The organism is Dermabacter hominis NBRC 106157 (assembly GCF_001570785.1).
Classification (GTDB): Bacteria; Actinomycetota; Actinomycetes; order Actinomycetales; family Dermabacteraceae; genus Dermabacter; species Dermabacter hominis.
Window position 1 is genome coordinate 14,582 of the sequence record NZ_BCSI01000005.1, and the last position, 14,386, is coordinate 28,967.

13 protein-coding genes and 2 tRNA genes are annotated in these 14,386 nt (G+C 63.8%); 9 read left to right on the top strand and 6 right to left on the bottom strand.

The genetic code is table 11. The features are described from left to right. The first annotated feature begins 145 nt into the window (after positions 1–145). The gene (locus DEHOM01_RS06320) at positions 146–1,321 is read left to right on the top strand and encodes a sensor histidine kinase (RefSeq protein WP_061212071.1); all 1,176 of its coding nucleotides are present in this window, start codon (positions 146–148) and stop codon (positions 1,319–1,321) included. 5 nt (positions 1,322–1,326) lie between these two features. Continuing rightward, a complete protein-coding gene (locus DEHOM01_RS06325; protein ID WP_061212010.1) occupies positions 1,327–2,037 on the top strand; it encodes a response regulator in 711 nt (236 codons plus the stop codon). Between the two features lie 13 nt (positions 2,038–2,050). Here the strand turns inward: DEHOM01_RS06325 and trmB are convergent, their stop codons facing one another. From trmB to DEHOM01_RS06355, 6 genes are all read right to left on the bottom strand, one after another. Further along, a complete protein-coding gene (gene trmB / locus DEHOM01_RS06330; protein WP_061212011.1) occupies positions 2,051–2,854 on the bottom strand; it encodes a tRNA (guanosine(46)-N7)-methyltransferase TrmB in 804 nt (267 codons plus the stop codon). Further along, on the bottom strand, positions 2,847–3,317 hold the full coding sequence (locus DEHOM01_RS06335) for a QcrA and Rieske domain-containing protein (RefSeq protein WP_082738761.1): 471 nt from the start codon (positions 3,315–3,317) through the stop codon (positions 2,847–2,849). The genes trmB and DEHOM01_RS06335 overlap by 8 nt, the downstream gene beginning before the upstream one ends. A gap of 187 nt (positions 3,318–3,504) precedes the next feature. After that, a complete protein-coding gene (locus DEHOM01_RS06340; protein ID WP_061212012.1) occupies positions 3,505–6,027 on the bottom strand; it encodes a glycoside hydrolase family 65 protein in 2,523 nt (840 codons plus the stop codon). Further along, positions 6,024–6,782: an HAD family hydrolase gene (locus tag DEHOM01_RS06345; protein ID WP_061212013.1), complete on the bottom strand. Its 759-nt coding sequence runs from the start codon at positions 6,780–6,782 to the stop codon at positions 6,024–6,026. The genes DEHOM01_RS06340 and DEHOM01_RS06345 overlap by 4 nt, the downstream gene beginning before the upstream one ends. Before the next feature lie 80 nt (positions 6,783–6,862). Next, on the bottom strand, positions 6,863–7,546 hold the full coding sequence (locus DEHOM01_RS06350; protein ID WP_061212014.1) for an NAD(P)H-binding protein: 684 nt from the start codon (positions 7,544–7,546) through the stop codon (positions 6,863–6,865). 357 nt (positions 7,547–7,903) lie between these two features. Next, positions 7,904–7,977, bottom strand: a tRNA-Gly gene (locus tag DEHOM01_RS06355). Positions 7,978–8,177: 200 nt separating this feature from the next. Here DEHOM01_RS06355 and DEHOM01_RS06360 point away from each other — a divergent pair. From DEHOM01_RS06360 to DEHOM01_RS06390, 7 genes are all read left to right on the top strand, one after another. Then, positions 8,178–8,251 (top strand) — tRNA-Pro (locus DEHOM01_RS06360). A gap of 77 nt (positions 8,252–8,328) precedes the next feature. After that, entirely contained in the window at positions 8,329–9,786 is a 1,458-nt protein-coding gene (gene tig / locus DEHOM01_RS06365) for a trigger factor (RefSeq protein WP_061212015.1), read from the top strand. Between the two features lie 100 nt (positions 9,787–9,886). Then, positions 9,887–11,134, top strand: a complete 1,248-nt coding sequence (locus DEHOM01_RS06370; protein WP_061212016.1) for an alpha-amylase family glycosyl hydrolase — start codon at positions 9,887–9,889, stop codon at positions 11,132–11,134. A gap of 137 nt (positions 11,135–11,271) precedes the next feature. Then, entirely contained in the window at positions 11,272–11,856 is a 585-nt protein-coding gene (locus DEHOM01_RS06375; protein WP_051120673.1) for an ATP-dependent Clp protease proteolytic subunit, read from the top strand. Between the two features lie 26 nt (positions 11,857–11,882). Beyond that, complete coding sequence (locus DEHOM01_RS06380; protein ID WP_034370320.1) at positions 11,883–12,539, top strand: ATP-dependent Clp protease proteolytic subunit; 657 nt, start codon at positions 11,883–11,885, stop codon at positions 12,537–12,539. A gap of 136 nt (positions 12,540–12,675) precedes the next feature. Then, the gene (gene clpX, locus DEHOM01_RS06385; protein WP_061212017.1) at positions 12,676–13,986 is read left to right on the top strand and encodes an ATP-dependent Clp protease ATP-binding subunit ClpX; all 1,311 of its coding nucleotides are present in this window, start codon (positions 12,676–12,678) and stop codon (positions 13,984–13,986) included. A 54-nt stretch (positions 13,987–14,040) separates the two neighbouring features. Beyond that, positions 14,041–14,385, top strand: coding sequence for a chorismate mutase (locus DEHOM01_RS06390; RefSeq protein WP_061212018.1), 345 nt, complete (start codon positions 14,041–14,043; stop codon positions 14,383–14,385). Position 14,386: the final 1 nt, after the last annotated feature.

Below are 14,386 nucleotides of genomic sequence, written 5' to 3' on the forward strand. Positions count from 1 at the left end.
TTTTCTCTAGGGGCAGTAATGCACCTCCCATTTTCCCGGTGGGAAGTGAATGTTGGCAAACCCCAAGGTGAATAACCAGGAAACGAAATTGGGTTCGATGGGGCGCGGGGAGCCGTCGGACCCAGAGACCGCGTACCCTGGTGGGGTGAATTCCGTTGCTCTCCTCTTCGTCGCTGCCGCGTGCGGTCTTGTGGCGGGAGTTGTGGCGACCTACGCGGCGCTGCGTGGAAGCCGGCCCGTGCCGGAACCGGCGAAGCCGGTTATCCCGGAGCCCACCTCCGAAGTGCTGTCGATCCTCTCGAGCGCGTACGTGCTGCTCGATTCGAGCGGCGACGTCCTGCGCGCCTCACCCCTTGCCTATAGCTACGGCCTCGTGCGTACCACCGGCGGGGACTACCCGCGGCTCGCGCACCGCGATCTCATCGACATCGTCACCCAGGTCTCGCGCCAAGGCGGCTTCCGCGAGCAGATGCTGACGAACGAGAAAACCACCCGCTCAGATCAGAACACGCCCACTGTTGTGAGCGTGCGCGTGGGCGCGCTCAGCAGCTCTCGGCGAATCCTCGTGCTCGCCGACGACCTCTCGAAGCAGTCCCGCGTCGAAGAAACGCGTCGTGACTTCGTCGCGAACGTCTCGCACGAACTGAAAACCCCCGTCGGCGCCTTGACGCTCCTCGCGGAAACGATGGAGGACGCCGCAGACGACCCCGAAGCCGTGCGCCGCTTCGCGGGTCGTATGCAAACGGAATCGCGGCGCCTCTCGCTCCTCGTGCAGGAAATCATCGAGCTGTCGCGCGTGCAGGGGGCGCAATCTTTTGCCGACGCCTCCACAGTCGACGTCGACTCCGTGATTGCCGAAGCTGTTGCCCTCAACCAGAACCTCGCCTCGGGCCACGGCATGACGATCCAGTCCGGTGGCACGCAAAACCTTGAGGTTTTCGGAAGCTCGACGATGCTCACCACGGCACTGTCGAATCTGATCATGAACGCGATTACGTATTCACCGCCGAACACCCTCATCGGCGTATCGACCCGCCGCCACAACGGCATGGTCGAAATCTCCGTGAAGGATGAGGGGATCGGCATCTCGCCCGAAAATATGGAACGCATTTTTGAGCGTTTCTACCGCGTGGATAAGGCGCGCTCCCGTGCGACCGGCGGCACCGGCCTTGGCCTGTCGATCGTGAAGCACATTGCGAGCAACCACGGGGGCGAAGTCACAGTATGGTCGAAGGAGGGCTCAGGTTCGACGTTCACGCTTCGAATCCCCGAGCTCGCCGACGATTCACCACGGGATCTGCCCATTCACACAGGAGAATAGGAAACATGGCACGCATCCTCATTGTTGAAGACGAGGAGAGTTTCTCGGACGCGCTCAGCTACTCGCTGCGCAAGGAGGGATACGAGGTCGCGGTGGCGAATACCGGCGACCGAGGGCTCGCGGTGTTCCAGGTGCACGGGGCGGACCTCGTGCTTCTCGACCTCATGCTTCCCGGTATGAGCGGCACTGATGTGTGCCGTGAGATCCGCAAGACGTCGAGCGTGCCCGTCATCATGCTCACCGCGAAGGATGACGAGTTCGATAAGGTTCTGGGCCTCGAGCTTGGCGCCGACGACTACGTGACGAAGCCGTATTCGTCGCGCGAACTGCTCGCTCGCATCAAAGCCGTTCTTCGCCGCGGCGAGCAGCAGAAGGCGCCCGGCCAGGACAGCGTTGAAGACGAGGCCGTGCTGACGGCCGGCGGGATCGAGATGAACGTCGATCGGCACGTTGTGCGGGTGCGTGGCGTGGACACGCCGCTTCCGCTCAAGGAGTTCGAGCTTCTCGAGATTCTTCTGCGCAACGCCGATCGTGTTCTCACGCGCGGCCAGCTCATCGATCGCGTGTGGGGCTCAAACTACGTGGGCGACACGAAAACCCTCGACGTGCACATCAAGCGCTTGCGCGCGAAGATCGAGATTAACCCGAAGAGCCCGGAGCTTATCGTGACGGTGCGCGGCCTCGGCTACAAGTTTGAGTCGCCCGCGGAGGCCTAATCCGTCGGAGCGCTTACGCTTTTTGGTAGGCGAACTCCCACACGAGGCGCCCGGCCGCCGTTGCCTTCTTCTCGAAGGCTGTGCGCACGCGCCCGTCGAACCGCGGCGCGAACCCCACGTTCGGCATCGCCTCGCTCACCGGGTCAGACGCGGTGCCCTCGGGCCTCGGCCCTGACGGGTGGAGGTTCACGAGAAGACCCTCGGCCGCGACGGCCTCGAAAGCAGCGTGCTGGTGTTCGGCGTAGTCAGCCCAGTCGGTCGCGGTGCGAATGATTCCGCCCGGCTCGAGGAGCATCGTGAGGGCCCGCAGGAACTCGGGAGAGATCAGCCGACGCTTGTGGTGCTTTGTTTTGTGCCACGGGTCTGCGAAAAAGATCCACACTTCACGGATCGATTCGGGCCCGAGAAGCGTGGGCAGGGAGTTCTCGGCGTCGACCTCGAGCATTTTCACGTTGCGGGGCAGGCCCAGGCGCTCGAGGTGGAGCATCGTTTGGGCAAGGCCCGGCTTGTACACCTCGAGGGCGAGAAAGTTGTCGCTCGGGCGTGAGGCTGCCGCGGCGGCGATGCAATCGCCCTGCCCGGAGCCGATCTCCACGATGAGCGGGTTCGCATTCCTGTACAGTTCCGAAACGGACAGTCGCACGGAAGGGTCGGCGAGAGTCGAGCGGGCCCCGCGCGGAACGTCCACGACGTACTGAGCGGCATGCGCCTGCCACGCGCGCTCCTGGGCGGCGTTCAGACGGGAGCCGCGACGCACGAAGCTGACGACCTCGCGCCGAACTCGCCCGTCGCTCGTGAGATTCGAGGCCTCAGGCACGGGTGACCTTGCCGTCAGCGACCTTGAGGGCCACTTCGGTCAGGGGCTTCTCGGCGGGACCGCCCTTGACGTCCCCCGTTTGAGAATCAAACGTCGAATCGTGGCACGGGCAGTGAAGCACGGGCCCCTCGGGGTTGAGGGCGCAGCCCTGATGCGTGCAGTACGCCTCGAAGCCGTGGAGGTCATCGCCGCTTCCACGGACGACGGCGACGAATGCCTTTTGCCCACCGAAGTTTACGATGGTCGTCTGGTTTTCGGGAAGGTCCTCGAGAGAAACGGCGCCCGAGTCGTCGACCTGGACTTCCTTTGCCTTGAGGCCGCCGCGATCCGGGCCGCAGCCGGCGAGGGCGAGCGCGGCCGCACCGGTCAGGCCGAGCGCGCCGAGATCACGTCGCTTCACGCACGGTGGCAGCTCGCGGGTGGGCTCGGCGGGAAGGTCAGCACGGACGATGCGCGGTTTCATGGCTCTCTCTCGGGTTGGAACGGCGGGCAAATGGCGGGCACGGGCACCCGATCACGGGTCACGTCCATGCGGGTACGGCCCCGCGTGCGTGCGCGCCACGGCCTTTCAGGGGGTGCGGGGCGCCCCGCGTAGGGGAAGGTCCGACGCCTGCCGGGCAAGCGTCGGACCCCAATTTTATCCCCGGACCCTAGCCTTCGTGCTCCTCACACGCCGCCTCCGGGTACTCCCACGGCGAGTTCGGGTCGGGCACGGTCGAGGTGATGAGGGTGCCGTCGGCGCGTGAATCGCCAACGTAGTGCGCCTCGATGTCGCCGTCCTGGAGGATGGGGCCCTGGCCATGAAGAGGAACCCTCACGCTCTCGTTCGTGATGCGCACCGTTTCGCCGCGCACGCTGACCTCGAGCTCCTCGCCCTCGTCGAGCGTGAAGGTGATGTCGCCCTTCGTGATCCGCACGGTGAAGCGGCTTCCGCGCACCGTGAGCGGGAACTCAAGGGCGGGCCATTCATCGGGCAGGCGCGGGTCGAAGCTGATGTCGCCGTCGTTGAAGCGCATGCCGCCAAAGCCTGCGACGAGGCCGTTCCACACGCCGCCCGCGGAGGCGATATGAACGCCGTCCTTCGTGTTTTTGTGCAGGTCGGCGAGGTCAACGTAGAGGCCCGTGAGGAAGTAATCGAGGGCGAGATCCTGGTGGCCCACCTCTGCAGCCATGATCGACTGGACAACTGCGGAAAGAGTCGAGTCGCCGGTCGTAATCGGGTCGTAGTACTCGAAGTTCGCCTTCTTGTGCTCGGTCGTGAATTCAGCACCGCGCAGGTAGGTTGCGAGAACGACGTCCGCCTGCTTGATGACCTGGAAGCGGTAAATCACGAGCGGGTGGTAGTTGAGCAAAAGCGGGAAACGGTCGGCCGGGGTGGACTTGATGTCCCACACCTCGCGATCGAGGAAGCGGTCGTCCTGAGGGTGGATGCCCATCGTTTCGTCGAACTCGATGTACATGCCGTCGGCGCACGCCTGCCACTCGTCGATCTCGCGCTCGTCGAGGTCGATTTTTTGCACGAGCGCGCGGTAGGCCTCGGGGAGGCGTTCGCGCAGATCGAGCAGTGTGCGAGCGGCCCGCTCGAGGTTGTATTTCGCCATGACGTTCGTGAACAGGTTGTTGTTCACGACAGTCGTGTATTCGTCCGGCCCGGTCACGCCGTGGATGTGGAACGTCTGCTCGCCATTGGTACGCCAGAAGCCAAGATCGGCCCACATACGCGCGGTCTCCGCAAGGACTTCGGCGCCTTGGAGGTCGAGGAAGCTCGTATCGCCCGTGATGTCGTTGTAGGTGGCGAACGCCCACGCGATGTCCGCGTCGATGTGGTACTGCGCGGTTCCGGCCGCGTAGTAGGCACTCGCCTCGTCGCCGTTAATGGTGCGCCACGGGAAGAGGGCACCGCGCTGGTTGAGCTCCCGGGCCCTCTCGCGGGCCGCATCGAGAAGGTTCACTCGGAAGCGCAGGGCATTGCGTGCCCATTCCGGCGAGGTGAAGGTGAGGAACGGGACGACATAGATGTCGGTATCCCAGAAGTAGTGGCCCTCGTAGCCGGAGCCCGTCATGCCCTTCGCGGGGACGCCCGCCTGGTCGGCACGAGCGGCAGCTTGTGCGAGCTGGTAGATGCACCAGCGGGCCGCCTGCTGCACGGCGCTTTGGCCCTCGATGCGGATGTCCGAGCGCTCCCAGAAGCCTTCGAGGAATTCTCGCTGTGCATCGTGGTAGTGCTCAAGCGTGTACTTGTGCACGCGGTCGAGCGTGCGGCGGCATCGATCCTGGAGCTCGCGCACCGGCACCCCCGGCGCGAAGTGATAGGCGACGGCCTTCTTGACGAGGAATTTCTCGCCCTCGGGCAGTTCGCCACGCATGATGAAACGGCCCATGTCGTCGTCGATCTTGACGAGGCTCTGGAAGTCGATTTCCGTCTCGACCGCGTGGTCGGCGGCAACACCAATGCCGATTCCAGAGTGGGCGGTGCGGTAGCCCATGAGCACGCGGTCGCCGGAGGCGTGATTGCCTTCGGGGACAAGCACGCGCGTGTCAAACGACGTGGTTTGCCGCGGATCGTACTTGTTCTCACCGGCGCGCGGGGCCGTCGCCGGCGCGGCATCGACGTCGAGGTCCTGGCGGTTGATGATTTGGGAAGAGATCGCGATCGGGGCGCTTCCCTTGACCATTTCAACCTCGAGGGACATGAGCGCGAGGTGACGGTCGGTGAAGCTCACCATGCGGCTAGAGCGCACGCGCACCTGGGCACCGCTCGGGGTGCGCCACAGAAGATCGCGGCGCAGAACGCCCTCGCGGAAGTCGATCCAACGCTTGTATTCGAGGAGGTCGCTCGTGGAAACGTTGAGCGGTTCATCGTCGACATACAGCTTGATGACGGTCGAATCGGGCGCGTTCACGATGGTCTGCCCGGTCTTCGCGAAGCCGAACGCGTTCTCCGCGTGCTTGATGGGCCAGGTTTCGTGGAACCCGTTAAGGAACGTGCCGTGACTTGCGACGTCGCGGCCCTCCTCGGGCGTGCCGCGCATGCCGAGATAGCCGTTCGCGGTCGCGAAAATCGTTTCGAGGAAGCCGAGCTGTGCGCCGGGGCGCGACTCGACGAGCTGCCACTCATCCACGGGCAGGTGCACCCTGTCCATGGGGTCGGCAGAGACTTTATGGATGCTCATGCCAGCTCCTTGAGGTCGTCAACAACGATGGTGGCGCCGGCTTCGGCAAGCGCCTCTTGGCCCACGCCGCGGTTAACGCCGATGACGGCACCGAAGTTGCCCGCGGCTCCGGCCTGCACGCCGCTCGTAGCGTCTTCAAGCACGACGGCTTTCTCGGCGGGCACGCCCACGAGCTTCGCGCCGTAAAGGTAGGTGTCGGGGGCGGGTTTGCCGGGGATGGAGTGTTCGGCTGCGACGTTGCCGTCCACGATCACCTCGAAGCGTTCGAGCAGTCCAGCGGCCTTCAGCACGGTGCGGGCATTCTTCGAGCTCGAGACGATCGCGATTTTCGCGGTTTCGGGCAGCGAGTCAAGGAACGCGAGCGTGCCGGGATACGGCTCGACCCCTTCCTGCTCGAGGATGTCGAGCACGAGGGCGTTCTTGCGGTTACCCAGGCCGCAGACGGTCATGGCGGCGGGAGCGTCGTCGGGAGTGCCTTCGGGCAAGTCAATCCCGCGGGAGGCGAGGAAACTCCTCACCCCGTCGTAGCGCGGCTTGCCATCCACGTACGTGAAGTAGTCCATGTCGGTGTATTTAGCCTGCCCCTCGTAGTCCACGAGCACCTGGTTAAACATGCGGCTCCAGGCTCGCATGTGGACGTCGGCGGTGGGGGTGACGACCCCGTCGAGGTCAAAAAGGTAGGCTTCAAAGCTAGCCGCGTTGAAGGAAGCGGCGGGCGTGGGATCTTGGGGAGCGTTCGTCGCGTTCTCAGTCACGGAATAACTGTAGGTGGCGGGGCTGAACGGTGTCGCACAGTTTCGCCCAGTGGCGTGGGGCTTTTGAGTTTTCTCTCCCGCTATCCCTCGCTGAGCACGTCTTCTCGGCCGATTCCATCCTCGTAACGGGAGGCGAGGATGGCGCGGGCAGCGTTGGCGGTAGTGATGTCGGTGCTCGCGGTCGGCGCGTACGCGGCGGGCGTGCGCTGGACGGACGCGGGCCCGGGCGCCACGAGTATTGGCGGGTGCAGGAGAAGCGTCGTGTCCAGACCCGAGAGCCGCACGAGTTCGAGGGCGCGACGGGCAGCCAGCAGGGAGGGGTCTGGTGTTCCGACGGTTGCCCACGCTCGCGTTGCTCTTTCGGCGAGGGAGCGTTCACGTCGAGGAGCTTCGACCTCGCGCGTGCCGTGCACGGTGTAGTGGAGGGCGTCGAGAGGCGCCGTTGCGATGAGCCGGCGAATGCCCGCGCGCCGCATCGCGCGGATGGTGCTGGCGGCGAGCTTTTCGGCATCCTCGTGGGCCTCGAGAACGAGGAATACCGCGGTTGCGCCGTGGAGTCGAGCGGCGTACTCCTCGAGGGCATCGGGGATCGTCGCGTAGGTGATCGCGCGCGAAAAATGCGTGAGGTGTTCGGGCTGGGCGCTCAGCGCCACTACATCGCCGCCGTCTCGAAGGGCGAGGTAGGCCTCGCTCACGAGGGCGTCGCCGAGGGGGCTCGCGGCGTCAACGATCGCAAGCGCTTCGCGGGGCTGGGGTGTGCTCATGGGCGGAACCTTTCTTCGCGGTAGAGGCGCGAGGGGGAAGCGCCGGAATGCGGAGCGAGGGGCTCTCCCATGGCGAGCCGTGGGATTCTTCGGCGCCCGAGTCTCAATCTTAGAGCCGCACCACTTCCCCATTTCAAGGTGGTTGAACAACATCATCGGCCTACTCATGGAGGGTGAGCGGTGCTGTTATAGCGGTAGTGCACTAAGGAGGGGTATGCGTGAGAGCGCAGAGAATCGTGGGGCGGTAACGGCGATGGGTCGTGCGTTGCGTTCGAGGTTAGCTGTGGGGCGAGAACCGTGCGCGCACTGAATGGGGCTGAAACCCCCACAACCTCTATGCAATCCGAGAAGGGAAGATGGAGCGGGTGACGGGAATCGAACCCGCGTAATCAGTTTGGAAGACTGAGGCTCTACCATTGAGCTACACCCGCGAGAAGCGCCCGAGCGCTTCAGGGATCTATATTGCCACATGCCGCGCCCTTGCCCAAGGCGTGGACGTGCGGCGTGAGGAATGTATCTCGTCACATCGCGCGAGTGATGTCGCAGCGCCCTCAGGTGGCGGCGGGTAAACTTGGCTGGGTTGCCATAACGGCTTTTGCGGTTCGAAGGAACGTTAGCCGCAGTGGTTTACCGGGATGTAGCTCAGCTTGGTAGAGCGTCCGCTTTGGGAGCGGAAGGTCGCAGGTTCAAATCCTGTCATCCCGACGTCGCAGGGGTCGCCACGTGGCGTGGCCCCAGTTACCGACTTTGAAATACGAGAACTACTACGAGGAGACTTGCACGTGAAGACTGCAGTCGAGAAGCTGAGCGCGACCCGCGTGAAGCTTAACGTTGAGGTTCCTTTTGAGGAACTGAAGCCCGCGATCGATCAGGCCGCGAAGAAGATTGCCAAGGATGTGCAGCTTCCCGGCTTCCGTAAGGGCAAGGTTCCCACGTCGCTCATCGAGAAGCGTTTCGGTAAGCCCGCGATCATCCAGGAAGCCGTGAACGACGCGCTTCCGGGCTACTACCAGCAGGCTGCTGCCGAGGCTGAGCTTAAGCCGGCAGGCCGTCCCGAAGTTGAGGTCAAGGAAGTTCCGGGCCTCGACGGTTCGGAAGAGGGCAACCTCGTGTTCGTTATCGAGCAGGATGTGCGCCCGGAGATCGAGCTTCCCACCTTCTCCGACCTCGAGATCGAGATCGAAGAGCCCGTCGTTGACGACGACGCAGTGGAGATGCGCCTTACCGCGCTGCGCGAGCGCTTCGGCACTCTCAAGGGTGTGGATCGCCCCGCTGAGGATGGCGACTTCGTGTCGATCGACATGGTCGCGAAGATCGAGGACGAGCAGATTGACACCGTCGAGGGCGTGTCCTACAACATCGGCGAGGGCAACATGCTCGACGGCCTCGACGAGGCCCTCATCGGTCTTTCGGCTGGCGAGACCACGACGTTCACCTCGAAGCTCGCCGGTGGCGAGCGCGCCGGCGAGGAAGCGCAGATCACCGTGACCGCTCAGAGCGTGAAGGTGCGCGAGCTTCCCGAGGCTGACGACGAGTTCGCCGAACTCGCCTCCGAGTTCGACACGCTCGATGAGCTCAAGGCCGACCTCAAGGTTCAGGCCGAGAAGGACGCCGAGGGCAACCGCGTCGCGCTCGCCCGCAACGCGCTCCTCGAGAAGCTTCTTGAGGACATCGAGATCGAGGTTCCCGAGCAGCTCGTCAAGGACGAGATTGAGGCTCACCTCGAAAACGAGGGCAAGACGGCGGATGACCCGCACGGCGAGGACATCAAGGACGACACGGTCAAGGCGATCCGTGCGCAGTTCCTCCTCGATGCAATCCTCGAGACGCGCGAGGTCGAGGTCGGCCAGGAAGACCTCATGAACTTCATGTCCCAGATGGCCGCGCAGTACGGAATGGACCCGAACACGTTCCTCCAGGCTGTTGCGCAGGGCGGTCAGCTCGAGCAGATCTTCGGCGAAGTTCAGCGCTCGAAGGCGCTTGATGACGCGCTCGCTGAGGTGACGGTCAAGGCCGTGGGCGGCAAGGTTCTGGATCTTGGCCTTTCGAAGGGTGAGGAGTCCGACGATTCCTCGGCTGACGATGACGCGAAGGCCGAGGGCGAGAAGAAGACCGCTGCCAAGAAGTCGGCCGCGAAGAAGCCGGCCGCTAAGAAGGCTCCGGCGAAGAAGGCGCCGGCGAAGAAGGCGACCACGAAGAAGGCCGCCGAAAAGTCCGAGGGTGAGGGCGAGGACAAGTAAGTCCCGCACCATTCCTAGAGGGGCGGCCCCTCTTCGCGAAAGCGGAGATGGGGCCGCTACTCTTTTAAGTGCGCGGCGTCGCGCGAAGGAGGAGACAGTCATGGCTTGGATCGATCACGTTCTGTGGTGGCACGTCTACCCGCTTGGCTTTACGGACGCCCCTATCCGTGCAGAGGATTCGCGCACCGGCCGAGGGTTCGACCACCTCACAAGCTGGCTCGATTACGTGCAGGAGCTCGGCCTCAACGGCATCGCCCTCGGCCCCATATTCGCGTCGAAAACTCACGGTTACGACACGCTCGATTACCTGAGAATCGACCCGCGCCTCGGAGATGACGCCGCATTCGATCGGTTCCTTAGCGCGTGCAAGGAGCGGGGGATTCGCGTGCTCCTCGACGGCGTGTTTTCGCACGTCTCGACCGATTTCGAACCGCTTCGCCGGGAGCTCGAAAGCCCCGCCGACTCTGCCGCCGCGCGCGAGTTCGATATCGATATGGATGCCGACGGCGGCCCGGCTCCACGCGTGTGGGAGGGGCACGGGGAGCTTGCTCGCTTCAACCACGACAGTGCGGCTGCAAAGGACCGCATCGAGTACGTCATGCGGCACTGGCTCGGGCGGGGGATCGACGGCTGGCGCCTGGATGCCGCCTACTCGGTCCCGGCGCACTTCTGGAGGGCGATCATCCCGAGCCTTCGCCGGGACTTCCCGGGGGCCTACTTCTTCGCGGAAATCATCCACGGCGACTACTGCGAGTTCGTGAAAGAGGCGGGGGTCGATTCGGCAACCGAATACGAACTATGGAAGGCGATCTACTCGAGCATTGAGCAGAAGAATCTGTTCGAACTCGAGTGGACCCTGGGGCGCCACAACACGTTCCTCGAGCACTTCGTTCCGTACACGTTCGTGGGTAATCACGACACGAGCCGCATCGCGAGCGTGCTTGGCGCAGACGGTGCGCTTACGGCCCACGCGATTCTCTACACGCTCGGGGGCTGCCCCGCGCTCTACTACGGCGACGAGCAAGCGTTCCGCGGCATTAAAGAAGAACGGATCGGCGGAGACGACGACGTGCGCCAGGCCTTCCCCGATTCGCCCCGCGACTTCTTTGGCGAAGGCCTCGCCATGCGCGACGCGATCGCCGGGCTCATCGGCGTGCGCCGCGCCGAGCCGTGGCTCGTGACCGCCCGAACCGAGGTCCTCGACATCGCGAATGAGCGCATGACGTACCGTGCCCACGAGCACGGGGGCGAGCGATTCATCGACGTTGACGTCACCCTCGAGGACATGCCCCGCGTGACGATTCGAGATGCGCACGGAACAGTGCTGTGGTCCCAGCCGCAGCTGTAGCGAGGCAAGCGTCGGAACTGCGCCCCTGGCGAACACAGGCGCCGAGCCCCCTCGCGCTCGCTAAGGTTGAGGGGTACGAAATTTCAAGACACAAGGAGTGCACCGTGACCCAGCACAGCGTGAACGCGGCCGGTGAGATGCCGCTTGGCCTCGACGACAACGTGTACCAGCGGCTCCTGCGCGAGCGCATCGTGTGGCTCGGCTCGGATGTTCGCGACGACAACGCGAACGCTATCTGCGCGAAGCTGCTCCTGCTTGCGGCAGAGGACCCGGACAAGGACATCTTCCTCTACATCAACAGCCCCGGCGGTTCGATTACCGCCGGCATGGCTATCTACGACACGATGCAGTACATCAAGCCGGATGTCGTCACAGTCGCCATGGGCATGGCCGCCTCGATGGGGCAGTTCCTGCTGAGCTCCGGCACCCCCGGTAAGCGTTTCGCGACGCCCCACACGCGTATTCTCATGCACCAGCCGCTCGGCGGCCTCGGCGGCACCGCGTCCGAGATCAAAATCCAGGCCGATCTGATCCTCTCGATGAAGCAGCAGATGGCCGAAATTACCGCTGAGCAGACCGGCAAGAGCGTCGAGCAGATCATTGCCGACGGCGACCGCGACCACTGGTTCACCGCCCCCGAAGCCCTCGAATATGGCTTCATCGACCGGATCGTCTCCGCAGCCGGCGACGTGACCGGCGATGGCGGCATGGACGAGAACTGACGCGGCGAAACTAAAGGAGTACAACCATGACTTTTGAGCCCTCCATGAAGGCCGGCCACATGCCGAGCGCACGCTACGTGCTGCCCACCTACGAGGAGCGCACGGCCTACGGCTTCAAGCGCCAGGATCCGTACGCGAAGCTGTTCGAGGATCGCATCATCTTCCTCGGCGTCCAGGTGGACGACGCCTCGGCGGACGACGTGATGGCGCAGCTACTCGTGCTCGAGTCGCAGGATCCGGACCGCGACATCACCCTGTACATCAACAGCCCGGGTGGATCGTTTACGGCGCTCACGGCGATCTACGACACGATGCAGTACATCAAGCCTGACGTGACGACCGTGTGCCTCGGCCAGGCGGCCTCCGCCGCCGCGGTGCTGCTCGCGGCCGGCGCCCCCGGCAAGCGCCTCGCGCTTCCGAACGCACGCATCCTCATTCACCAGCCCGCGATGGGCGGCCAGGGCGGCGGTCAGGCCTCGGACATCGAGATCCAGGCCAACGAAATTCTGCGCATGCGCGAGTGGCTCGAGGACACCCTCGCGCACCACTCGGGACGTGATCGCGAGGAGGTCCACCGCGACATCGAGCGCGACAAGATCCTCACCGCCCAGGGCGCGCTCGAGTACGGCCTCATCGACCAGGTGCTCCAGCGCCGCAGCGAGCAGGCGCAGCTCGGCCAGTAAGCGCTGCACACCCGTGAACGGGTCGGGGAGGTGCGCCACAGCGACACACAGTCGCTGGTGCGCCTCCCCGTTTCCATGCATCCCTGCCGCTAGTGTGGCAAGGGCCTGATAGCTCCCCGGGAAGGATTTCTCCTCCATGGCACAGATTGGTGATTCGAGCGAGATCTATAAGTGCTCGTTCTGCGGCAAGTCGCAAAAGCAGGTTGAGCGGCTCATCTCCGGCCCTCATGTGTACATTTGCGAGGAATGCATCGAGCTGTGCAACGAGATCATCGCTGAGGAAACCGAGGCCGCGGAGAAGAAGGAAGAGCAGGCCAAAGAGCTCGAGCTCCCGAAGCCCAATGAAATCTTCGACTTTCTCGAGACCCACATCGTTGGTCAGGAGACCGCGAAGCGCGCCCTTTCCGTCGCGGTGTACAACCACTACAAGCGTGTGATCGCGAGTGAAACGAAGGATTCGGGCATCGGCACCGACATCGACGAAGTTGAGGTCGCAAAATCGAACGTGCTCGTCGTGGGGCCCACGGGCTGTGGAAAAACCTACCTCGCGCAAACCCTCGCGAAGCTCCTGAATGTACCGTTTGCGATGGCTGATGCCACCGCGCTCACGGAAGCCGGCTACGTGGGTGAGGACGTCGAAAACGTTCTTCTCAAACTGCTTCAGGCTGCCGACTGGGACGTCAAGCGCGCCGAGCGCGGCATCATCTACATTGACGAGATCGACAAGATCGGCCGCAAAGCGGAAAATCCGTCGATTACACGCGACGTTTCCGGTGAGGGCGTCCAGCAGGGTCTGCTCAAGATCCTCGAAGGGACGGTCTCGGCCGTGCCCCCGCAGGGCGGGCGGAAGCATCCGCAGCAGGATTACGTGCAGCTCGACACCACCAACGTGCTGTTTATTGTCGCGGGTGCATTCGCGGGTATCGAGGACATCATCAGCAACCGCATCGGTAAGCGTGGCATCGGCTTTGGGAGCCAACTTCACACCCCGCTCGATGAGCAGGAGATTTACGCGAAGATCCTCCCGGAAGACCTCCTCAAGTTCGGGCTCATCCCCGAGTTCATCGGGCGACTTCCCGTGCTCACGTCGGTCACGAACCTCGACCGTGAGGATCTCACCCGCATTCTGATCGAGCCGAAAAACGCGCTCGTCAAGCAGTACCAGAAGATGTTCGCCCTCGATGAGGTCGAGCTCGACTTCGAGCAGCTTGCACTCGAGGCCATCGCCGATCGCGCTCTCGAGCGTGGAACGGGCGCGAGGGGCCTTCGCGCGATCATGGAGGAGATCCTCCAGCCCGTGATGTTCGAGGTGCCCTCACGCGACGATGTCGTGAAGATCGTCATCACCGAAGCCGTCGTGACCGAAGGGCGCGAGCCGCTCATGCTCACTCGCGCCGATTCCGCCGCAGAAGGCAGCGACACGAAGAAGCGCCGCCGCAGCGCGTGACGCTTTTTGGCCGAAGGCCTTTACTCACCCGGTTTCGCCTGGAAGGCTTAGCGCATGAATGATTCTCCAGCGACCCCAAGTGCCGGGACCCACGTCACCGACGAAGAGATTGCCCGCGCTCGGGAGGTGCTCGGCCAGCACCGACGCTCGATCGACAATATCGACGCTGCCCTCGTGCATCTCCTCGCCGAACGCTTCAAGTTCACGCAGGCCGTGGGTGCCCTCAAGGCCGAGCACGGTCTGCCCGCTGGCGATCCGGATCGCGAAAAGCATCAGGTCGAGCGTCTTACTCGACTTGCCGAAGAGTCTGGTCTCGACCCGGTGTTTACGCAGCGTTTCCTGCATTTCCTCGTCACCGAGGTGATTCGTCACCACGAGCGGATTGCCGCGGAGAAATAGC